The sequence below is a fragment of the Celeribacter sp. SCSIO 80788 genome, from assembly GCF_051054295.1.
GTDB lineage: Bacteria > Pseudomonadota > Alphaproteobacteria > Rhodobacterales > Rhodobacteraceae > Celeribacter.
The window spans coordinates 2025880-2047061 of record NZ_CP150482.1 but is presented as its reverse complement, the minus strand read 5'-3'; the positions used below and the strand labels follow the sequence as shown (position 1 = coordinate 2047061).

Annotated in this window: 26 protein-coding genes and 1 tRNA gene; 8 read left to right on the top strand and 19 right to left on the bottom strand. The window is 61.8% G+C overall.

Annotated features, from left to right (window positions below; translation table 11 throughout):
* From V1471_RS10380 to V1471_RS10350, 7 genes are all read right to left on the bottom strand, one after another.
* Window positions 1-477, bottom strand: a complete 477-nt coding sequence (locus V1471_RS10380; protein WP_434288552.1) for a UPF0262 family protein — start codon at window positions 475-477, stop codon at window positions 1-3.
* A 62-nt stretch (window positions 478-539) separates the two neighbouring features.
* On the bottom strand, window positions 540-1214 hold the full coding sequence (locus tag V1471_RS10375; RefSeq protein ID WP_434288551.1) for a DUF4272 domain-containing protein: 675 nt from the start codon (window positions 1212-1214) through the stop codon (window positions 540-542).
* 1 nt (window position 1215) lies between these two features.
* Window positions 1216-2523: a histidinol dehydrogenase gene (hisD, locus tag V1471_RS10370; protein WP_434288550.1), complete on the bottom strand. Its 1308-nt coding sequence runs from the start codon at window positions 2521-2523 to the stop codon at window positions 1216-1218.
* 77 nt (window positions 2524-2600) lie between these two features.
* Complete coding sequence (locus V1471_RS10365) at window positions 2601-3047, bottom strand: hypothetical protein (protein ID WP_434288548.1); 447 nt, start codon at window positions 3045-3047, stop codon at window positions 2601-2603.
* 87 nt (window positions 3048-3134) lie between these two features.
* Window positions 3135-3614 (bottom strand): DUF2948 family protein, encoded by a 480-nt coding sequence (locus V1471_RS10360; RefSeq protein WP_434288547.1) that lies wholly within the window; start codon window positions 3612-3614, stop codon window positions 3135-3137.
* Complete coding sequence (gene murA / locus V1471_RS10355) at window positions 3614-4882, bottom strand: UDP-N-acetylglucosamine 1-carboxyvinyltransferase (protein ID WP_434288545.1); 1269 nt, start codon at window positions 4880-4882, stop codon at window positions 3614-3616. The genes V1471_RS10360 and murA overlap by 1 nt, the downstream gene beginning before the upstream one ends.
* Before the next feature lie 9 nt (window positions 4883-4891).
* Complete coding sequence (locus V1471_RS10350) at window positions 4892-5050, bottom strand: hypothetical protein (RefSeq protein WP_434288544.1); 159 nt, start codon at window positions 5048-5050, stop codon at window positions 4892-4894.
* A 228-nt stretch (window positions 5051-5278) separates the two neighbouring features.
* Here V1471_RS10350 and V1471_RS10345 point away from each other — a divergent pair, with 228 nt between their 5' ends.
* The 3 genes from V1471_RS10345 to V1471_RS10335 all read left to right on the top strand — a co-directional run bounded on the left by V1471_RS10345 (window position 5279) and on the right by V1471_RS10335 (window position 7615).
* The gene (locus tag V1471_RS10345) at window positions 5279-5809 is read left to right on the top strand and encodes a hypothetical protein (protein ID WP_434288543.1); all 531 of its coding nucleotides are present in this window, start codon (window positions 5279-5281) and stop codon (window positions 5807-5809) included.
* Window positions 5810-6400: 591 nt separating this feature from the next.
* Window positions 6401-6475: transfer RNA gene (locus V1471_RS10340), tRNA-Thr, on the top strand.
* Window positions 6476-6607: 132 nt separating this feature from the next.
* Window positions 6608-7615, top strand: coding sequence for a phosphate acyltransferase (locus V1471_RS10335; RefSeq protein WP_434288542.1), 1008 nt, complete (start codon window positions 6608-6610; stop codon window positions 7613-7615).
* Here the strand turns inward: V1471_RS10335 and V1471_RS10330 are convergent.
* From V1471_RS10330 to V1471_RS10285, 10 genes are all read right to left on the bottom strand, one after another.
* The gene (locus tag V1471_RS10330) at window positions 7606-8421 is read right to left on the bottom strand and encodes a phosphodiesterase (protein WP_434288540.1); all 816 of its coding nucleotides are present in this window, start codon (window positions 8419-8421) and stop codon (window positions 7606-7608) included. The genes V1471_RS10335 and V1471_RS10330 overlap by 10 nt on opposite strands.
* Window positions 8422-9450, bottom strand: coding sequence for an ABC transporter ATP-binding protein (locus V1471_RS10325; protein ID WP_434288539.1), 1029 nt, complete (start codon window positions 9448-9450; stop codon window positions 8422-8424).
* Window positions 9447-10238 (bottom strand): ABC transporter permease, encoded by a 792-nt coding sequence (locus V1471_RS10320; protein WP_434288537.1) that lies wholly within the window; start codon window positions 10236-10238, stop codon window positions 9447-9449. The genes V1471_RS10325 and V1471_RS10320 overlap by 4 nt, the downstream gene beginning before the upstream one ends.
* 1 nt (window position 10239) lies before the next feature.
* Window positions 10240-11049, bottom strand: a complete 810-nt coding sequence (locus V1471_RS10315) for an ABC transporter permease (protein ID WP_434288535.1) — start codon at window positions 11047-11049, stop codon at window positions 10240-10242.
* Window positions 11050-11098: 49 nt separating this feature from the next.
* Window positions 11099-12094, bottom strand: a complete 996-nt coding sequence (locus tag V1471_RS10310; protein ID WP_434288533.1) for an ABC transporter substrate-binding protein — start codon at window positions 12092-12094, stop codon at window positions 11099-11101.
* 4 nt (window positions 12095-12098) lie between these two features.
* Window positions 12099-13187: a LacI family DNA-binding transcriptional regulator gene (locus tag V1471_RS10305; RefSeq protein WP_434288531.1), complete on the bottom strand. Its 1089-nt coding sequence runs from the start codon at window positions 13185-13187 to the stop codon at window positions 12099-12101.
* A 155-nt stretch (window positions 13188-13342) separates the two neighbouring features.
* Complete coding sequence (gene pepT / locus V1471_RS10300; protein WP_434288529.1) at window positions 13343-14584, bottom strand: peptidase T; 1242 nt, start codon at window positions 14582-14584, stop codon at window positions 13343-13345.
* Window positions 14585-14657: 73 nt separating this feature from the next.
* Window positions 14658-15737: a 5-(carboxyamino)imidazole ribonucleotide synthase gene (locus V1471_RS10295; RefSeq protein WP_434288528.1), complete on the bottom strand. Its 1080-nt coding sequence runs from the start codon at window positions 15735-15737 to the stop codon at window positions 14658-14660.
* Between the two features lie 4 nt (window positions 15738-15741).
* A complete protein-coding gene (purE, locus tag V1471_RS10290; protein ID WP_434288526.1) occupies window positions 15742-16227 on the bottom strand; it encodes a 5-(carboxyamino)imidazole ribonucleotide mutase in 486 nt (161 codons plus the stop codon).
* Window positions 16228-16306: 79 nt separating this feature from the next.
* A complete protein-coding gene (locus V1471_RS10285; protein ID WP_434288524.1) occupies window positions 16307-16525 on the bottom strand; it encodes a YdcH family protein in 219 nt (72 codons plus the stop codon).
* Window positions 16526-16708: 183 nt separating this feature from the next.
* Here V1471_RS10285 and V1471_RS10280 point away from each other — a divergent pair, with 183 nt between their 5' ends.
* The 4 genes from V1471_RS10280 (at window position 16709) to V1471_RS10265 (ending at window position 18949) form a co-directional block, all read left to right on the top strand.
* On the top strand, window positions 16709-17122 hold the full coding sequence (locus V1471_RS10280; protein ID WP_434288523.1) for an Hsp20 family protein: 414 nt from the start codon (window positions 16709-16711) through the stop codon (window positions 17120-17122).
* A 3-nt stretch (window positions 17123-17125) separates the two neighbouring features.
* On the top strand, window positions 17126-17359 hold the full coding sequence (locus V1471_RS10275) for a DUF1150 family protein (protein ID WP_434288521.1): 234 nt from the start codon (window positions 17126-17128) through the stop codon (window positions 17357-17359).
* Window positions 17360-17446: 87 nt separating this feature from the next.
* Window positions 17447-18319, top strand: a complete 873-nt coding sequence (locus V1471_RS10270) for a glycosyltransferase family 2 protein (RefSeq protein WP_434288519.1) — start codon at window positions 17447-17449, stop codon at window positions 18317-18319.
* A 147-nt stretch (window positions 18320-18466) separates the two neighbouring features.
* Window positions 18467-18949, top strand: a complete 483-nt coding sequence (locus V1471_RS10265; protein ID WP_434288517.1) for a cytochrome b — start codon at window positions 18467-18469, stop codon at window positions 18947-18949.
* Between the two features lie 71 nt (window positions 18950-19020).
* On the opposite strand, the gene V1471_RS10260 is transcribed toward V1471_RS10265, so the two are convergent.
* Window positions 19021-19446 carry an RES family NAD+ phosphorylase gene (locus V1471_RS10260; protein ID WP_434288515.1) on the bottom strand — a complete coding sequence of 142 codons (426 nt, stop codon included), beginning with the start codon at window positions 19444-19446 and terminating at the stop codon, window positions 19021-19023.
* Window positions 19443-20387, bottom strand: coding sequence for a thioredoxin-disulfide reductase (trxB, locus tag V1471_RS10255; RefSeq protein WP_434288513.1), 945 nt, complete (start codon window positions 20385-20387; stop codon window positions 19443-19445). The genes V1471_RS10260 and trxB overlap by 4 nt, the downstream gene beginning before the upstream one ends.
* A gap of 259 nt (window positions 20388-20646) precedes the next feature.
* Here trxB and V1471_RS10250 point away from each other — a divergent pair, with 259 nt between their 5' ends.
* On the top strand, window positions 20647-21147 hold the full coding sequence (locus V1471_RS10250; protein WP_434288512.1) for an Lrp/AsnC family transcriptional regulator: 501 nt from the start codon (window positions 20647-20649) through the stop codon (window positions 21145-21147).
* Window positions 21148-21182 lie beyond the last annotated feature (35 nt).

The following is a 21182-nucleotide window of genomic DNA, read 5'->3' as shown; positions in this document are numbered from 1 at the left end:
TTACCCCCAGTGCAACACGCAGATCAGGGTAAAGAGCCGCCGCGCCGTGTCGATGTCCACGACCGCCTTGCCCTCAAGACGCTCCTGCAACACCCGCGCGCCTTCGTTGTGAATGCCGCGCCGGGCCATGTCGATGGCTTCGATCTGACTGGGCGGCATCTTTTTGACGGCGTCGAAATAGCTTTCGCAGATCTGGAAGTAATCCTTCACCACCTGTCGGAACGGCCCGAGCGAGAGGTGGAACTCCGCCGCCTTTTCGCCGCCTTCCGTGGTCAGATCGAACACCAGCCGCCGCTCGCGGATCGCCAGCAAAAGCTTGAACGGCCCCTCCGGCATCTGCCGGTCGTCGCGCGCGGGCAGGGTAAAGGAATTGTCCTCCAGCAGGTCGAAGATCGCGACCTTGCGTTCCTGTTCGATCTCGGGCGTTGGCGGCGCGAGGCCCTTTTCGTCGATCGTGACGGAAATCAGTTTGCTCATCGCGTGCTCGCTCGTGTTATGCCCGTGTCTCAACCCTGTGCCATGATGGCTCTGGTCTTCGGTTACGTGTCCGTCGAAATCTCGTCCCAGGTTTGCTTGCCATATCCGACAAGCCAATTGAACGCATAATGTCGCTCATAGACAACCCCCGCATCGAGATTCGACGGCGCCGGGCGGTTGTTCATCCGCGCATTGGTGGCGGCCCAGTTGTAGCGATAGGTCAGTTCGGCCGCATCGAGGATCTCGCCCTGCGGTCTCAGACGCGCCTCTTTGATCATCCCTTCGCGCCCGAGACGGCTCATCAGCCCGGTCATGTCCGGCACATGCACGATGTCGGTCGGGTAGGGCAGGGTGTCGAAGAACCTGAGCGCCCACATCAGCACATAGACCCCTTCGTAGCGCCATGCGAATTTGGCACAGGTCTCTTCGGACGGGGACGCCTCGTCAAGGAAGGCGCGTTCCTCGGGGGTGAAACAGTCTTCTGCGCCATATTGCGCAATCACCTGCGCGATCAGGTCGCTGTCGCGGGTTTCGCCCTTCACAGCGGCGATCATCGCCCCCAGAAGACGGGTGACAACCTCCGCCTCGCTGCGCCTGATGTCCTCGCCCACCGCCATATGCGGTGGCAGGAAGGCGTTGGTGGGCAGGGCCTCGTCGGTCAGTTGCGCAATCGCGCGCTCTTTACGCAGCTCTGCCGCATCCTTTTTCGCCCCGAAAACGCGTTCGAAGAGCTTCATCTCATTTGTCCGCGTTCAACCGGTCGAGACGTGCGCGAACCGACAGGCCGTGCGCTTCGAGGCTTTCGGATTTGGCCAGACGTTCCGCCGCAGGCCCGATGGCCTTGAGCGCCTCGGGGGACATTTTCGCCAGCGTCGTGCGTTTCAGGAAGTCCAGCACCGAGAGGCTGGACGAGAACCGCGCCGAGCGCGCCGTCGGCAAAACGTGGTTCGGCCCGCCGACATAGTCGCCGATGGCCTCGGGCGTCCAGGCGCCAAGGAAAATCGCCCCGGCGTGGTGAATCTTCGCGGAGAGCGCATCCGGGTCCTCGACGCAAAGTTCGAGGTGCTCGGGCGCGAACCGGTCCGACAGCATCGCCGCCTCATCGAGATCACGCACGGTGATCACTACGCCGAACTCTTCCCAGCTCTTGCCCGCAATCTTGCGCCGTTCCAGCGTCTCAAGCCGCTTTTCAACGGCCTGCGCCACCGCCGCACCGAACTCGGCATCGTCGGTGATCAGAATCGACTGGGCGCTTTCGTCATGTTCGGCTTGCGACATCAGATCGACCGCGATCCAGTCCGGGTCGTTGTGCTTGTCGGCGATCACCAGAATCTCCGAGGGCCCCGCGATCATGTCGATGCCGACCTTGCCGAACACCCGGCGTTTCGCCGCCGCCACAAAGGCGTTGCCCGGCCCGGTGATCTTGTCCACCGGCGCGATGGTTTCGGTGCCGTAAGCCAGCGCCGCAATCGCCTGCGCCCCGCCGACGCGGTAAATCTCGTCCACACCCGCGATGCGTGCCGCCAAAAGCACCAGCGGGTTCGCCACCCCGTCGGGCGTCGGCACGGTGATTGCCAAACGCTCCACCCCCGCCACCTTGGCCGGGATCGCGTTCATCAACACCGACGACGGATAAGACGCCAGCCCACCGGGCACATAAAGCCCCGCCGCCGCCACCGGCGTCCAGCGCCAGCCCAGCGTGGCTCCGTCCGGGTCGGTCCACATCTGGTCAAGGGGCATCTGGCGGACGTGATAGGCGCGGATGCGCTGGGCCGCGAGTTCCAAAGCCTCGCGCTCCTCGTCCGACACCTCGGCACAAAGCGCGTCGATCTCTGCGTCGGAGAACCGCAGCTTGTCCGCCGTCAGCTCCATCCGGTCGAACCGCGCGGTCAGTTCCAAAACCGCCGCATCGCCGCGCGCGCGCACATCGGCGATGATCCCCGCGACCGCCGCGTCGACATCCGGGCTGTCCTCGCGCTTCATGGTCAGAAGGGCTGCGAAACGGGTCTCGAAATCGGTATCCGTGGTGGACAGGAAATGGGGCATGTCGGTCTCCTTGCGTGGCTCCGACATAGCGCGGCTTGGCGCGGGTCTCAAGCGTCTCGAAATCCGCGCCGGTTGCGTTAGCCGCGATAGGTGTCCTTGCGGGACCGCAGCTCGAATTCCACATCGGCGTCTTTGGCCGGTGTCGGCGTGCTCGTGACCTTGCAGTTCACCTGCTGGCCGACGAAATCCAGATCCTTGCCGCTGTTAACCACGCGCGTGAACCAATCAAGATTGGTTGTGATCGCTTTGCCATTCATCGTGACCACAGAATCCCGAAGTGCGAGGCGCGTAAACTTCATCGTGGCTGAGGGACCGCGCGTGGCATAGCCGCCGCAGACCGTCAGATATCCGTCCGTGTTGTAAATTTCCCAGAAAATATGGGTTTCGCCCATTTTCTCCCAGTTCCAGACGGAATGCGCGTAGTTCTTGTCAATCGTTGCCGTGCCGGAAATACCAGCGGCATCGGCTTGAGTTGCACCACAGAGCAGGCCCAGCGCAAGCAGGGCGTTACGAACAGATTTCATGAAATCCCCCAAGTATCGTCGTCGTTCAAAAGCTTCGTGAACGGATTAGACGCGAAAAGGGGAAGGGGTAAAAGCGTCCGAAGCGGTTCAGTCGTCGTGTTTCGGAATGTGGTGCGACGGGGCCACATAGGGGCGCGTCACGTCCTTCAAGGTCACATCCAGCGCCTCGACGTCGAGCGCGATGGTGCCGTCACCCGCCAGCGTGATCTCGACCGTGCCCATGCCGTCCTCGGAAGGGCTGAAAGTTACGGCCAGAACCGACAGGATCATCTCCTTGTCGCCCGACGGTACACCCGAGGAGCGCGCCGCCATCACATCGTCAAACAAAAGAACCGCCTGCACGCGTTCCACCGGACGTTTCCGGCGCTCGGCGGTCTCGACGTCTTCCCATCGAAAGCGGTTGATCAACAAAGCAAACCGGCGATGCGTCGCGTCATAGGAAATCTCGCCCATCGGCACGATGGCGTCCTGCACCAGAGCCGAGATCACCGTCAGGTCATCCGTATCCATCGCCTTGAGCGCCAGAGGCCGCTCATAACCGTCTTCGAACCGGGCGTCTTCCACCATCAGCCTTTGATCCTCTCGATATGCGCCCCGATGCCGGAGAGCTTTTTCTCGATGAATTCATATCCGCGATCCAAATGATAGACCCGCGAGACCACCGTTTCGCCCTCGGCGGCAAGCCCTGCCAGAATGAGCGACACAGACGCCCGCAAATCGGTCGCCATCACCGGCGCGCCCTTGAGTTTCCCGACGCCATGGACGGTGGCATGCCCGCCATGCACTTCGATCTGTGCGCCCATGCGGATGAGTTCCGGGGCGTGCATGAAACGGTTCTCAAAGATGGTCTCTTCCAGAACGGAGGTGCCCTCGGCGGTGCACAAAAGCGCCATCATCTGCGCTTGCAAATCGGTCGGGAAACCGGGGAAGGGTTCGGTCACAACATCGACCGCTTTCACACGATCCCCATTGCGTTTGACGGTCAGCCCGCGTTCGGTCTCGGTGACGGAAATCCCCGCCAGTTCGAGCTTTTCGACAAAGCTTTCCACGAGCGACAGCTTGCCGCCGAGACAGGTCACTTCGCCGCCGCAAATCGCCGGCGCCAGCATAAATGTGCCCAACTCGATCCGGTCGGTCACCACCGGGTGCGTCGCGCCATGAAGTCGGTCCACGCCCTGAATTTCGATCCGCGAGGTGCCCGCGCCTTCGATCTGCGCGCCCATTTTGTTGAGGCAATCGGCCAGATCCACAATCTCCGGCTCGCGCGCCGCATTCTCCAGAACCGATGTGCCTTTCGCCAGAGAGGCGGCCATCAAAAAGTTCTCGGTCGCGCCCACAGACGGAAAGCGCATCTTGTGCACCGCACCTTTAAGACGCCCGCCCGCCACCTTGGCGTGCAGATAACCGTCTTTCAACTCGATCTCCGCCCCCAAGGCCTCCAAAGCCGTGGTGTGCAAATCCATCGGCCGCGCACCGATCGCACAGCCGCCCGGAAGCGACACAACCGCATGCCCAAGCCGCGCCAGAAGCGGGCCGAGCACCAAATTCGACGCCCGCATCTTGCGCACGATGTCATAATCGGCGACCGGGTTGATCTCCCCGTGACAGGACATCGCCTGCACCTTGCCGTCCTGCAATGCGGAAACCTCCGCACCGAGAGAGGCGAGAAGCGCCGTCATCGTCTTGATGTCCGACAGGCGTGGCGCATTGGTCAGCGTCAGCGGCTCATCCGACAGAAGTGTTGCGGGCATCAGCGCGAGACAGGCGTTCTTCGCCCCCGCAATCTCGATGTCGCCATTCAGAGGCCCGTTGCCCCGCACCAGAATCGAATCCATCCGCTCGTCTCACTCGCCCTTGCCGTCGCTCTCCTCGGAGGCCGTGCGCGCGCGCGCCTGCGCCTTGCGCCGCTGAAGATTGGCCTTCAGCGCGGCTTTCAACCGCTCATCCCGGCTTTTCGGCGCAGGTTTCGCAGGTTTCCGGGAGGGATCGGTCTTGTTGTCCATGCTGTTCCATGTAGCTAATGCCGCATGCCCCGTCCAGTGGTGGTGGGGAAAGGCTGCCGCGAGAGGCACAGGAAAGTGAAACGCTGCGACCCGCAGTCGTTGTGAAATCGGCGTGGAAGATCCGGGAGGACATCAGAAGACAAATGCTCACCGCCAAATTTATCCTTGCTTCGATATATTTGAGGTCGAGGGTGAGGGTGCAAGTTTCAGTTTTAAGGAGATTCAGATATGAGAGCGAAACATTTAATCGCAGCCCTGTGCCTTCTGGCTTTCGTTTGGCTTATCGACCTGACCCTTCACGATCCCTCCGATTATCGCTGGCAAAACTATGATCTGCGGGAGGAAAGTGTCTCCATTTTTGCCCACACCCGTTTGGTCGAGGACCCAGGCCTCCTTTTCGACCGGACCTCCTATGCAGGACAGGTTGCGATCTCGATCATCACGCCCCAAGAGCCGGGCGAAACGCTCCGCATCACAGGGGTAACACTTCACCAGGGCAGTGCTTCGGTTCGCTTTGACGTCACCGAGGAGACAGACGACATGGACGAAGGCTTGATCAGGCGGAGCGACGGCGAGAGTGCCCCATCCTATTCCCTGATCTATTCCCCGCGCTTCGGTGAGGACATCAATCTCAGCCTCGACATCGAACGCTGCCAAATCGGAAGCTGCGTCCCCGAGACGCTGGCCACGATCATCCCATTTGAGCAAAAGCCGAAAGTTTTCGGCTCTGGCGTGTGGTGGAGGATGATGGGTGTCTGATATTGCAACCCTCTTCCTCCACCAGCTTGACCTCGCACAAACCGGTCGCGGGTCGGACGATATGGATGCGGGACAAGCGCTTGCCTTCGCGGAATATGGGATATCTCATGGCTTTGGCGTTTCAAAAATGGAAGCATATGGACAGACAAGGCGCGTCTCGGGGAAAGCACGACCTCCATCATCAAATCCTCGGAGTGGATGACGATGACGGAAACTGGCTTGACCATAAGGCCCCAGTTCGTGCTCTCGCTCTCATGAGGGACAAACTCCATGAAGCCGCACAAGATGGTTTGACGCTTCGGTATAAGATCTGGATGGATGGGGCAGGCTAGGAGTGATGTCTTCCCCACCGCATCTTTGGGGTCCGACAAAAGTCCGACAAAAGTCCGACGCTTTGCCGACAGGGTCTTCTCGGAAATCTCGGCAAAATCCGGCCCGTCGGAGAGGAGGGGGCAAGGGGAGAGGGGCGGTTGGAAAAAGAAACTTTGCCCGAGGTGAATTTTTTCGCGAAAATGCGCTTGCACCCTGCGTCGATCACGTCTAATTAGCCGCCCACAGCGACGGTGATACGGTCACTTGACGCACCCCGGCGCTGCTGTAGCTCAGAGGTAGAGCACTCCCTTGGTAAGGGAGAGGTCGAGAGTTCAATTCTCTCCAGCAGCACCATTTCATCCATGATAAACAGTCACTTGAGGATCGCCCGCCTGCGCGCGTCGGGCGGCAATTCGTCTCGTTTCGGACATTCTCCGCGACAGGCTGGGCGAAACCTGTCACTGAGGTCCTGTGTCAGGAGGGACCATGCCGATCATCGACATGTTGAAAGCGCGCGTGCGCGGCAAGGGAATGAGGATCGTGTTTCCCGAGGGCGGCGACGCCCGGCTCCGTCCTGTGGTGGACACGCTGATCCGTGAAAATCTGGCGCGCCCGGCTTTGCTGTTCAATAGCTGCGAAGTCATGGAAAATGCTGGGGAATTTCCGGATGGCGTAACCTGTCTGACGGTCGACGATCCGGCGCTTGCGCAGCAGTGGGCCGCAGATTTTCGAAAGCAAAACCAGAGGGTTTCCGAGGCCCGCCTGTTGCGCGGTTTCCCGAAGCCCTTGCATGCGGGGGCGATCATGCTCGGTGCGGGCGGGGCCGAGACGATGGTCGCAGGGCTTGTCGCCCCGACCGAAGAGGTGATCCGCACCGCCTTCACCTATCTCGGGCTGAACGACGGGTTGAAAGCGCCGTCGAGCCTGTTTCTCATGCGCATTCCGGGGTTTGCGGGCAGCGAGGGCGAAGCGGTCATCTTTGCCGATTGCGGTGTGCAGCCCGCCCCCGACAGCGCCGCCTTGGCGCAAATCGCGTTGACGACGGCCCAGACCGCGACCGATCTTTTGGGTTGGGAGCCGCGGGTGGCCTTTCTGTCGTTTTCCACCGATGGCAGCGCCAGGCACGACAAGGTGGATTTGGTCCGCGACGCGGTGCGGCTCGCACAAGCCGAAGCGCCATCGTTGAAAATCGACGGTGAATTTCAACTTGATACGGCCATTGTGCCCGAGGTTGCAGCCCGCAAATTGTCGCGCCCCTCCGAGGTCGCCGGGCGGGCCAATATCCTGATTTTCCCCGATCTCGATGCGGGCAATATCGCCTATAAGGCGGTGCAACGCTTTGCCCGCGCCGATGCTTATGGTCCGTTTTTGCAGGGCTTTCGCCACAGCGTCAGCGACCTGTCGCGCGGCTCGACCTCAGAGGACATTCTGGGCGTCGCGCTCATGGCGCTGGCCCGGGCCGAAGGACAGATGCGCCGCGTCGCTCAGCCCTGAAACGGGTAGGGGCCGGGGTAATCGCCGGTCGGGATCACATCGGACACGAGGCACGGAAGCGGCGCATCGAGCCATGTGTAAAGCGTCACCCCACCGGGTTCGAGCGTCAGACGGTTGTCCACTCCGGGGCGCAGGTCGACGTCGACCGCATGGCCGGTTGCGGGGGCGATCTGACAGGTGATGCGGCCGATCTGGGTGGTCATGGCGCGGTGCACATGGCCGGAAATCATCCGCACCGGGCCGGGATGGGCGGCGAGCCGCGCCATAAGAGCCGCCCCGTTGCGGATATTGTCGGCATCCATCGTGGTGATCGCGGAGGGCATCCATGGGTGATGCGTGGCGATGATCACCGGCTGATCGCCGATCCGGTTCAGAACCTGATCGACAAGCGCAAAGCCGTCGTCGCAGAGATCGCCGTGATGCGCGCCCTCAAGCAATGTGTCGAGACCGATGAGCGAGAACGGCCCGAAATCGCGGTGCCACTGGATCGGTCCCTCTTTCGTGAGCCAGTCGGCCCCGGCGAAAGCCGCCCGCATCGGAGCGCGGCGGTCGTGATTGCCCGGAACGGCCAGCCACGGCAGCGCCAGCGGCGCCATCAGCGCGCTGAAATGGGCGTATTCCTCCGGCGTGCCGTGATCCGTGAGATCGCCGGTGATAATCACACAGGAGACATCGCCCAGAACCGGCAGCTTGGCGTTGATCGTCTCAATGGCGCGGGTGAGCGCGGCTGCGGTGTCGGAACGGCCACAGGCCAGCGCGCCGGGAGCGACGATATGAGTGTCGGTGATCTGGAGAAAAGCAGGCATTCAGGCAGGTTCTTTCGGCAGGAGGATGAGACGTTCGGGGGCGATGGCAAGGCGCACTTCCTCGCCGGGGCGCGGCGCGCTCAGCCCGCTGTGCAGGGCAAAAAGCGGTTCATGCGCGACCCCGTGCAGGGCGATGCGGTAATGCGTTCCGAGGAAGGTGACGCTTTCGACGCGGGCGGTCAACGGGCCTTGCGCGTCAAGTCGAATATCCTCGGCGCGGACGAACACATCGTGCCCGGGCGAGGAGGAAGGCAGGGGGAGGCTGCCGCCCGGAAGGTGCAACTCCGCCCCTTCGAGACGCCCGCCAAGCGCCATGGCATCGCCGACGAAACGGGCGACAAAAGTGGTGGCAGGATTGCGATAGAGCGCCTCGGGCGTGCCGATCTGGGCGATCCGACCATGTGACATGACGGCGACGCGGTCGGCGATGGCCATGGCCTCGTCCTGATCGTGGGTGACGAAAATCGCGGTGATGCCGAAGCGGCGCAACAACACGGCCAGCTCGTCGCGGAGCTGCGTGCGGAGTGCGGCATCGAGCGCGGACAGCGGTTCGTCGAGCAACAGGACCCTCGGGCGCGGCGCGACAGCGCGGGCCAGCGCCACGCGTTGCCTCTGGCCGCCCGAAAGCGCGGTGACAGGGCGTTCGGCATAGGGGGCGAGCTGGCAGAGGGCGATCACCTCTTCGACGCGCGCCGCGATCTCCGCGCGGGGCAGGCCCTGCATCTTGAGGCCATAGCCGATATTGCCGCGCACCGACATGTTGGGAAACAGCGCGTAGGATTGAAACACCATGCCGATCTTGCGTTTCTCGACGGGCTGGGTGGTTACATCCTCGCCGTCGAAACGGATTTTCGCACCGGGATCGGCACGCTCAAGTCCCGCGATGATGCGCAGGAGCGTAGTCTTGCCGCAGCCAGAGGGTCCGAGAAGCGACAGGATCTCGCCCTGCTCTACGGTCAGGTCGGTGGGCAAAAGCGCGCGGGTCGCGCCGGAAAAGGTCTTGGCGACCTGAGTGAGGGTCAGGGTCATTTCTGCATCCTTTGGGCACGGGCGCTGGCCCATTGCATGGCCATCAAAAGCGGCACGATCATCACGAAAAACACCAGCGTATAGGCCGAGGCGATTTCGAGCCGCATCGAGGCGTAGCTGTCGGCGAGGCCTACGGGGAGGGTTTTGGTCAGCGGCGTGTGCAGCATCCAGGTCAGGTTGAACTCGCCGATGGAGAGCGTGACGACGGTCAGCGCACCGGCAAGAATGCCCGGCAGCGCATTGGGCACGACGATGTCGAGAAAGCGACGGAGCGGTGAGGCGCCGAGCGTGGCTGCGCCTTCTTCGAGCGTTTTGAGATCCATCGCCGCCAACACGGCCAAGACGGAGCGCACCATGAAGGGCAGGGTATAGAGCACGTGACCGACGAGGATGAAGGCGGGGCTGGCACGAAAAGCCTTGAAGGGGCCGTAAAGTTGCAGGAGCGCGAGGGCAAGTGCGAGGCCGGGAATGGCCAGTGGCAGGGAGATGAACTCTTCGAGCAGGCGCGACAGTCGACCGGGATGTCGCGCCAAGGCATAGGCCGCAGGAACGCCGATCAGGAGCGTAACGAGGAGGCAGGCCAGCGCCAGCCCGATCGAGAGGAAAATACTGTCGGCATAAAGCGCCCAAACCTGCACGATCCATTTGAACGTCAGCCCCGAGGACAGGCCCCGAAAATAATTCGCCGTCACCCCGGCCAGCACGGATTGCAGCGTCGGGACCAAGAGAAAGGCACAGGCCAGAAGGGTGATGACAAGCTGCGCGAGTTTTGCGGGAGATTTCCACATGTCAGCCTCCTGCCGCCACGGTGGTGCCGGAGAACATTCGGGCGATCAACAGCATCGCCCATGTGACAAGACCGAGCACGACGGAGAGGGCCGAGGCCATGGCGAAATTCGCCGACAGGGTGAATTCGGTGTAGATCACCATGGGCAAGACGTCGATGTCGGTCGCCAGAGTGAAGGCCGTGCCAAAGGCCCCCATGGCGGTGGCAAAGGCGATGGCCCCTGCCGCGATCATCGCGGGGGCGAGCGCGGGCAGGATCACGTCGATCACCACGCGATGGGACGGCGCGCCGAGCGTCCGCGCGGCCTCTTCGAGCGCCGGGTCGATCTTTTCCGCCGCCGCCATGACGGTCAAAAGTACCCGCGGAATCGAGAAATAGAGATAGCCGAGGAACAGCCCGAAGATCGAATAGGCAAAAACGATATGGCCGGGCAGCAGTTGGTTGAACAGGCCTTGGCGTCCGCCCAAAAGAATGATCATGAAACCCACGACGACACCGGGAAAGGCCAGCGGCAGGGTCAGGATCGACACCAGCGTGTCGCGGCCGCGAAACCGGTTGCGCGCCAGAAACAGCCCCGCCGTGGTCGAGATTGCCAGCGCCGCGACGGTGACGGCAAGCGACACGAGAACGGTCTGGAGCAGGGTCGAGAGATACCGCGGGGTTTGCAGGATTTGCAGGTAAATGCCCCAGCCCGCCTCGCTGTCGGCGGAGCCGAGGAGCAGTCGCGCAAGCGGCAGGGCCAGAAAGGCGAGGGTGAAAATCGCCAGCGGCACGAGGCAGGCGAGGGTGAAACTGCGGGCGGTCACGGACATGTCCTTTGGAAAGTGTTGGGCGGGGAAAAGTCCCCGCCCAAGGCAGGGCTTATTTCACTTCGGAGAGGTACCGCTCACCGAACCCCGCTTGCGCCTGTTCCATCGCGGCGTAATCGACGGCAGCGGCGCGGGCATAATCGCTTGCTGGCAGGAATTTCGCGGCGATCTCGGCAGGCAGTTCGACCGGACGCGCGGGTTGCAGATAGGCGTTGGTCCAGATCGCCTGACCCGCGTCCGACAGGATGAAATCGAGCGCTTTTTTCCCGGCTTCGGCATGCGGCGCGTTTTTCACGAGGCTCATCACATAGGGCACACGCACCGAACCTTCGCAGGGCAGGACGAATTCGAAATTGCCATCTTCTTCATATTTGGCGCGGTAGGCGTTGAAATCGTAGTCGAACAGGATCGGGATTTCACCGGAGACGACGCGCGCAAAGGAGGTCTGCTTCGGCACGATGGGGTCGTTCTCGGCAAGCGTCTTGAAATAGGCGATGGCCGGGTCGAAATCCGTGAGGTTGCCACCGTTGGCAAGGTTCACCGCCACGGCACCGGCATAGCCGACGAAAGCGGAAGACGGGTCGAGATAGCCGACCATGCCCTTGTATTCGGGCTTGGTCAGATCGGCGAAACATTGCGGCACCGGCGCACCGGCCAGAGCATCGACGTTCACGAAAAAGCCGATGGTGCCGTAATGCACGGCGAACCAGTTGCCTTCCGGGTCCTTCAGACCCTCGGGAATGTCGTCGAACCCGGTCGGTTTGTAAGGCTCAACGAGGCCTTCCTTGCCCGCTTTGATGCCGGTGGTGACGCCGTAATAGGCGACATCGGCCACCGGGCTCGCCTGTTCGGCGACGAGCTGGGCATAGGTTTGACCGGAGTTCTTGTTGTCCTGCGGCATCTTCACACCGGTCTCGGCTTCGATGGCTTCGAGCATGGCGCCCCAGTCGGCCCATTGCGGCGGGCAGTTGTAGCAGACGGCATCCTCGGCGAGGGCGGGTGCGGCGATCGCGGTTGCGAAAAGCACCGAAAGAACAGTATGTTTCATGGGTTCATCCTTGTTTGAGATCGGTCTTGAGCGAGGGAACAGACGGCGGTCGGGCGGCTACCCGATCGTCGTCGAGGTCTTCCGTGCGGGGCGCGGCAAGCGTGGCCCCGGCGCGGAAATCGGAGGGCAGGGGTGGAGGCTGTACAAGCACGCCCCCCTGCATCAAATCCAGAAGCGTGCGCGCGGCCTGACGTCCCATCGCCTCCGGCGCGGTTTCGATGGTCGCCAAGGGCACATCGAGCAGACGCCCGATCTCGATCCCGTCGAAGCCGACGACAGAGAGGTCGTGCGGCACGCGCCAGCCCAGAAGACGGGCGGCTTTCTGCACCGCGATGGCGAGGAAATCGTTGGAGGCAAAAATCGCGGTGAGATCGGCATGGGCGTGCAAAAGGGCTGCGAGCCTCTCCGGTTGGCGGGCTTCGGCTTCGGTCAGTTCGATCAGCACCGGATCGGCCATGCCAAGGCTTTGGCACTCGACACGAAAGCCCGCGTAGCGGTTGCGTGAGCGATCCGAACTTGCGAGTTTGAGCGCCAGAAACCCGGTGCGGCGATGGCCGCGCATTGCGAATTGTCGCGCGACCTCGCGGGCGGCGGCCTCATTGTCGACATAGGCGGTGATAAAACCGGGGATCGGGTCGTGAAACATCAGCGACAACGGGATGCCACGGGCGCGCGCCAGATTGAGCGCGGGCGTGTCTTTGGGCGCGACCAGCGTGGCGAGCAGGCCATCGACCCCTTTGGAAATCAGCGTTGTGAGCGCCTCGTCATCCGCCGCCGCGTCGTAATTCGAACTTGCGATCAAAAGCTGATAGCCGCTTCCGGCCAAGGCTTCCTGCACGCCTTGCACGGCTTCCGCGAAGACCGGGTTTGCAAGGGAGGGGACGAGGCAGCCGATGGTCATCGTGCGGTTGCTTTGCAGCGCACGCCCCAATGCGCTGAAGGAAAATCCCAGATCGCGGGCGGCCTGTTCGACGCGGGCTCGTACATCGCCGCTTGCGGGGCCTGAATTGTTCAACACCCGGCTGGCGGTCGCGACGCCACAGCCCGCGCGGTTGGCAACATCCTTGATGGTGACTTTGGGCTTTTGCGGCATGCGACGGTCTCGGAAGATTCGGCTTTGGAAACGTTTCCACAGGTAGGTTTACAGGTGGTTCCAAACAGAAATGTGACAGCGCGCGGCCCGCAAAAAAGATCACCGCCCGAAGGCGGTGATCGTGACGTCGAATTTTTCGGTGGTTTCGGAAGGTCTCAGGCCGGTTTCGCCGCCAGTTCCGACAGCGTGAGGCACAGTTCGGTCGCCACGGCCATGTCCTGAACCGAAATCCATTCGAGCGGGCCGTGGATGTTCTGCATCCCGGTAAACAGGTTCGGCGTAGGCACCCCCATCTCGGTCAGGCGCGAGCCGTCGGTGCCGCCACGGATCGGCACGGAGACCGGGGCGAGGCCGATCTTGCGACAGGCCTCATTGGCCAGATCGACCGGCGTCATGTCCTTCTCAAGCCAGTAGCGCATGTTGCGATATTGCGGGCGAATCTCGCAGGTGATCGTGGCACGCGGCTCGGTTGCGGCCACCGCATCGCAAACCTGCTGCAACAGCGCGCCCTTCGCCGCCAGCCCCTCGCGTTCGAAATCGCGCAGGATGAAACGGAGTTTCATTTCGGACGAACCGCCCACCATATCGGTGGCATGGATGAACCCGTCCACCCCGTCGGTGGTCTCCGGCGTCATGGTGACATGGGGCAGGGTCTGGATGATCTTTGCGGCCAGATGGATGGCGTTCACCATCTTGTCCTTGGCAAAACCGGGATGGATCGAGACGCCTGTGACGGTGACTTCGGCGGCGTCGGCGGAAAAGGTTTCGAACTCGATCTCGCCGACCTTACCCCCGTCGAACGTATAGGCGAAATCCGCGCCGAGGTCTTTCGGGAGCCGGGGCGATACGCCGCGCCCAATCTCTTCGTCGGGGGTAAAGGCGATGCGGATCGGACCGTGCGGAATTTCGGGATGGGCCAGAAGGTGCTCGGCGGCGGTCATGATGATCGCGACACCGGCCTTGTCATCCGCCCCTAGAAGCGTGGTGCCGGAGGCGGTGACGATGTCATGGCCTTGTTTCGTGGCGAGATAGGGGAAGTCGGTGGGAGACAGCACCAGATCGGGGTTGTCCGGAAAGGTGATCTCGCCGCCATTATAGCCGCGCACAACACGCGGTTTCACGCCGGTGGCGTTGAACTGCGGTGCGGTGTCGACATGGGCGAGAAAGCCGACGGTGGGGCCTTCGGCGGTACCGGGAATGGTCGCCAGAACCACGCCGTAGTCGGTCAGTTCCACATTGGACGCGCCCATCTCGGTCAGCTCGGTTTCGAGCAGGCGCAGGAGAACGAGCTGAATCGCGGTACTCGGCGCGCCGGGGGCGTCTTCATCGCTTTGGGTGTCGATGGCGGCATAGCGGACCAGACGGTCCTCGAGGTCCTTGTCGAACGCGTGAGTCATGGGATGTCCTTCTCTGTTGCCTCAGAGAAGGGAACCTGCGGGCCGAAGAGTCAAGGGCACGGCCCGCAGCGGATCAGGCCGCTCCCGTAATCTTGTTCACATGGCCCATCTTACGGCCCGGTTTCACATCCGCCTTGCCATAAAGATGGATCGCCACGGAGCCGTCTTTCGCAAACTCCGGGATGCGATCCACATCGTCGCCGATGAGGTTCAGCATCTCGACGTTGGAATGCCGTTTGCCATCCCCCAGAGGCCAGCCGACCACGGCGCGGATGTGTTGTTCGAACTGGTCGATGACGCAACCGTTTTGCGTCCAATGGCCGGAATTGTGCACGCGGGGTGCGATCTCGTTGACCACGAGGCCGCCGGGGGTGACGAAAAGCTCGACCCCCATCACGCCGACATAATCCAGCGCGTTCAGGATTTTGGCTGCCAAAAGTACGGCATCGGTGCGTTGTGCGGGTGTCAGCCGTGCGGGCACGGTGGTGGTGTGCAGAATGCCGGATTTGTGCACGTTTTCACCCGGATCGAAACAGGAGATATCCCCCGCCTGACCACGCGCGGCAATCACCGAGACCTCATGGGTAAAGCTTATGAACCCTTCGAGGATCGCGGGCGCTCCGGCCATATCGGTAAGCGCCTGATCCGCTTCGGACAGGTCCATGATCCGGGCCTGCCCCTTGCCGTCATAACCAAAACGGCGGGTCTTGAGGATCGCAGGCGCACCAATGTCCAAGAGCGCTTCGGCGAGATCGACATCGTTATCCACCGCAGCGAAGGGGGCGACTTGGAGACCGAGATCGGAGAGAAAATTCTTCTCCACCAGACGGTCCTGCGACACGGCCAAAGCCTTGCGGTTCGGGCGGATCGGCACGATCGACTCGATCAGATCGAGTGCCGAGGTCGGCACGTTCTCGAACTCATAGGTCACCACATCGACGTTTTCGGCAAAGGCACGGAGCGCCGCCTCGTCTTCATAGGGCGCGGTGGTGACGGTGTCGGCGACATGCCCCGCAGGCGGGTTGGCGCCCGGCTCATAGATATGGGTTTTGAACCCGAGGCGGGAGGCGGCAACGGAAAGCATCCGACCCAGCTGCCCGCCGCCCAGAATGCCGATGGTTGCGTTCGGGCCGAGGGTTTGTACGTCAGTCATTGCGTCACTCATCCGTGGGCTCATCGGGGATGGAAGCAGACAGGGCGTCGCGCCAGGCGTCGAGGCGTTCGGCCAGCGCCGGGTCCGCAGTGGCGAGAATGCCCGCCGCCATCAGACCCGCATTGGCCGCACCGGCCTCGCCGATGGCCATGGTGGCAACCGGGAAGCCCTTGGGCATTTGCACGATGGAATAGAGGCTGTCGACGCCCGACAGTGCCCGGGTCTGAACCGGGACGCCAATGACAGGCACGCGGGTTTTGGAAGCCATCATGCCCGGCAAATGCGCGGCCCCGCCAGCGCCCGCGATGATCACCTTGAGACCGCGCCCGGCGGCTTCCTTGCCATAGCTCCAGAGCCGGTCCGGTGTGCGGTGGGCGGAGACGATCTTGGCCTCATAGGGCACGCCCAATTCATCCAGAATGTCCGCTGCGCGTTTCATGGTGGGCCAGTCCGACTGGCTGCCCATGATGATGCCGACTTCGACGCTCATATGGCTGATCTCCCGGGAAAGTGTCGCTTTCCCGCCTTATAGCCCATGCGCACGAAGACGCAATCTTTAGGCGGTGCGCTTACGCAATGATGTCAGGGGTGATCTGGTCTGCCAGAAGCGCGATCCGGTCCTTGAGCGCGAGTTTCTGCTTTTTCATCCGTTGCAGGCGCAGCGCATCGAGATGGCCTGTCTCCTGCATGGCCTCAATTGCGGCGTCGAGGTCGCGGTGCTCGCGTTTCAGCATCTCAAGTTTGACCTTGAGCACCTCCAGATGATCCATACGGTTGGACACGTTCATCGCGTTGTCTCTATGTGTTGTTTCGGCGTTCGCTTTTTCAAGTCTAGCGGGAAATCTTCAAAACTCAAAGCGTTCTGAGAGGGCCTTGAAGCCCGTGGCGTCTGGCCCCATATTTTCAGGGAAGGGTTGCCGCATCCGGGACCCGTGTAACGGACACAGTCGCTTCTGAGAAAGGACGTGGTGATGACGAAAGTAAGCTTTGGCGCCCATCCGTTTCTGCTGGGTTTTGACCAGTTGGAGCGTTTGGTGGAGCGCACGGCGAAATCCGACGCCGGAGGCTATCCGCCCTATAACATTGAACAATCTTCCGAGAATACCTACCGGATCACGCTCGCGGTGGCAGGCTTTGCCGAGGAGGATCTCGCCATTACGCTCGAAGATCGCCAGCTTGTCGTGCGCGGTCGTCATCCCGAGGCGGATGAGGCCCGCGTCTTCCTGCACCGGGGTATCGCCGGGCGTCAGTTTCAACGCTCTTTCGTGCTGGCCGACGGGGTCGATGTCACCGGAGCCTCGATGGAAAACGGGCTTTTGCACATCGACCTGACCCGGGCCGTGCCCGACACCATCGTACAGACCATTCAGATCAGGAAGGGGTAAGCCATGAATACGCGCTATCCGCATCTGCCCTCTGAGGGGGGCGAGGAGAAAATCGTCTATGTCCGTTCAGTTGCCGTGGCCGATCTGCCCGAAGAGGTGCAGGCGCAGGCCGGGGGGCTCGACCATATCTATTCGGTGAACGGTGCCGATGGCACGCGTCTGGCGCTGGTCGCCAATCGCCATCTGGCTTTCATGCTCGCGCGAGAGCACGATTTCGCGCCGGTGAACGTGCACTGAGGACGCGGCCCGGCCCTCCCTCTTGCAAAGCCGGGGGGGCTGGCCTACCGAAGGGCAAAGAAAGTTTTGCTCTCGGGAAAGACCGCCATGAAAGATTTCGTTGTTTCGCTGACCGCGATCCCGCCTCGGTTCAACGATCTCATGCCGACTCTGCTGTCCCTGCGTGCGCAGAAACACATCAATATCCGCGAGATTCGTCTCGATCTGCCGAAGAGCTATCGTCGTTTCCCGTTCGATCCGGCGACGGATCTGCCGGACCTGCCGAACTGGGTGACGCTTCACCTGCACGAGCAGGACTATGGACCGGCGACAAAAATCCTGCCCGCAGCACAGGAGTATGCCGGACAGGACGTGTTGCTGTTCTTTTGCGATGACGATCAACGCTATGAGCCGGAGCTGCTTTTCAAGCTCGGGATGGCGGCCGAGGCGCATCCCAATGATGTGATCGCCAACATGGGCTATAACCTCAACGAAAGGCTGGCCAATCCCTGTTACACTTTTCCGCGCAGTTTTCAGCCGCGGGCGATGCGGCAACGCAAGGACTGGCATTACCGGTTGTGGCGGTTGCGGACAGGATTGCGCCAGAAACGCGCCTTCCTCGGGACGCCTGGCTACATCGACATTGCCGAAGGCTTTGGTGGGGTTCTGGTTCGACCGTCGTTCTTCACGCCCGACATGTATGACATTCCCGAGATTCTCTGGACGGTGGACGACCCTTGGCTGTCCGGACATTTCACCAAGAACGGTCATGGTATCTGGCGCCCGACGAACACGTTGCGGTTCGGTCATAACCGGGGGGCGGAGGCTCTGGCGGATTTTGTTTACCAAGGGCATGGGCGAGCTGAGGCGGATACGCTTTGCATCGAATATTTCCGGCGCGAATATGGGCTTTGGGGGGGCGATGACCCTGAGACCCGTTTCAATCGAGACTTGACGGAGCCACGCCACTGGCAGGGGTGAGCGCAGTTTGCGCCCCACGCGGCTAAACCCAGGTTATAAGCCGGCATATTTCACGCGAAAGGCATTTGCCGGGGCCTGAAACGGGGCCTAGCTTCGGAGTATCGACCGGGAGACGAACCCCGGGAGGCGAGCCAGAAAGCGAGCAATATGAAAGTTTCCCAATCTTACAGCGGGCTGCAAAAGATCCTGCACTGGGCGGTGGTGCTGACCTTCGCCTTCAACTACGTGGTCTCGGACGGTATGGGGCGGGCGTTGCGCACGTTCACCGAGACCGGAGTGAACGACAACACCACTGCGAAGCTGCATGTGATCGTCGGCGTGACGACGCTGATTCTGATGATCATCCGGCTCGTGGTGCGGCTGATTCAGGGGGCGCCCGCCTTGCCGCCCGCACCGCACCCGCTGATGGAGAAAGCTGCGCACGGGGTGCATTTCCTGCTTTATGCCGCGATGATCGCGACGCCCGCTGCCGGTGGGGCCGCCTGGTTCCTTGGCATTCATGCCGCAGGCGACGCCCATGAGGTTCTGGTGAACCTGACGCTTCTGCTGATCATCGCCCATGTCGCGGCGGCGCTCTATCACCAGTTCATCCTCAAGGACAATCTGCTGAAACGTATGGCCCCCCACTGAAAGCCGGATGCCATGTGTGAAAAGCCCCGACCGTTTGGCCGGGGCTTTTTTGATGGCCGCAGGCATGCGCCTCAGAGCGCGAGGCGATGTGACGCCCGGATCACCTTGGGCTCGAAGAGCACGCAATGGGTGAGGTCTGGCCGGGAGCGAGAGGAATAGAGCATGGCCTCCGCCCCCTCTGCGCGGGCTTTGTCCGATAACTGCCATGTCGGGGATGCGGCGCCTGTTTGGCGGAGGTCCTGCCAGACGACCGAGAGTGCTGGGTCGCCGCTGTGATCGCTCAGATGCGAGACGGCGATCTCAAGCGTCCAGAGATCGCGTTCGACCCCGTCACCGGCATAGCGCGCAATGGCGACGCGAGTACCTTCCGGGGTCAGGGAGGTGTAGATCGCTGGCTGGCCGTCGTGGTGAAAACGGCCCTCTGGAGAGGAAACGGGCCGTTCCGGGTTTTGCCCCGGAACGACCAGACGGTAGACGGTGAGCAGAGTGGTGCTCACTCTTGTGCGGCGAGCCAGTGCTCGGCGTCGAGCGCCGCCATACAGCCCATACCTGCCGAGGTCACGGCCTGACGGTATTTGTGGTCGGTCAGATCGCCTGCGGCGAAAATGCCGGGGATGGAGGTTTCCGTCGAGCCCGGTTTCACCGAAACATAGCCGCCATTGTGCAGCTCCAACTTGTCTTTCACCAACTCATTGGCGGGGGCGTGTCCGATGGCAACGAACACGCCTTTCGCTGGAATGTCGGTGATCTCGCCGGTCTTGACGTTGCGGGCCTTGACGCCGTTTACGCCCTTCATCGGGGCCTCGTCGCCATAAACTTCGACCAGCTCATTGTCCCAGAGCGGCACGATCTTTTCGTTCTTCATCAGGCGGTCGATCAGGATTTTTTCGGCACGCAGGCTGTCGCGACGGTGGATCAGCGTCACTTTCGAGGCGAAATTCGTCAGGAACAGCGCCTCTTCCACAGCGGTGTTGCCGCCGCCGATCACGACGATCTCCATGTTGCGATAGAAGAACCCGTCACAGGTGGCGCAGGCGGAGACGCCGTAGCCCTTGAACTGTTCTTCGGTCGGCAGGTTCAGCCATTTGGCGCGCGCGCCCGTCGCGAGGATCACCGCGTCCGCCGTGTAGATCGTGCCGCTGTCGCCCTTGGCCACGAACGGACGGCTCTCGGTGTCGAGCTCGACGATCAGATCGGAGATGATCTCCGTTCCCATCGCGCGGGCATGCTCTTCCATTTTGACCATCAGCTCCGGACCCTGCACTTCGGTGTAGCCGGGGAAGTTTTCAACCTCGGTGGTGGTGGTGAGCTGGCCGCCCGGCTCCATCCCTTGCACGAGGATCGGCGAGAGCATCGCGCGCGCGGCATAAACGCCAGCGGTATAGCCCGCAGGACCGGAGCCGATAATCAGAACTTTGGTGTGTTTCGTGTCCGCCATGTCGGGACCCCATTTTTGCGTGTTGTCTTTGCTGTTGGCTTCGATATAGACACCGCCGGGCGGCGACGCAAACCCTGTGCGACGCACAGCCGCGGTGAAAAAATGGGCAGTCGATGGGGGAATGCCCGTTTGCCGCACATTGCTCACGCGAAATCCTCTTGAAACTTTCTTGCTATAATGAGAAAGAATATTGCGCGCAAATGCCGGTTTGCGCACATCTATGGAATTAAGGGCCTTATCAGGCCAAGGCGGAAGACAGATGCCCTCACATAAACTCGACGAAATCGACCGGAAAATTCTTGCGGAATTGCAAGCCGACGGGCGGATGACCAACGTCGAACTGGCGCGCCGGGTGGGGATTTCCGCACCGCCCTGTCTGCGCCGGGTGCGCACGCTTGAGGAAAGCGGCTTCATCAAGGGCTATCACGCCGTGGTGGACACCCGTGCGCTGAACTTCGAGGTGCAGGTGTTCGCCATGGTGGGTTTGCAAAGCCAGGCGGAAGTGGATTTGTCCAAGTTCGAGGCGAAATGCCGGGAATGGTCGCTGGTGCGTGAGTGCCATATGCTGAACGGAGAGGTGGATTTCATCCTGAAATGCGTCGCCCCCGATCTCTCGACCTTCCAGAGCTTTCTGACCGGTGAGCTCCTGTCGACGGAAAACGTCGCGTCGGTTAAGACCTCGCTGGTGATCCGCTGCGCCAAGGACGAACCGGGTGTGCCCTTCGATGTGCTCGAAGCGCGGCTGGCTCAGAACGCCTGATCTTTTGGCATCTACATGAAAAAACGGCCCGCCTT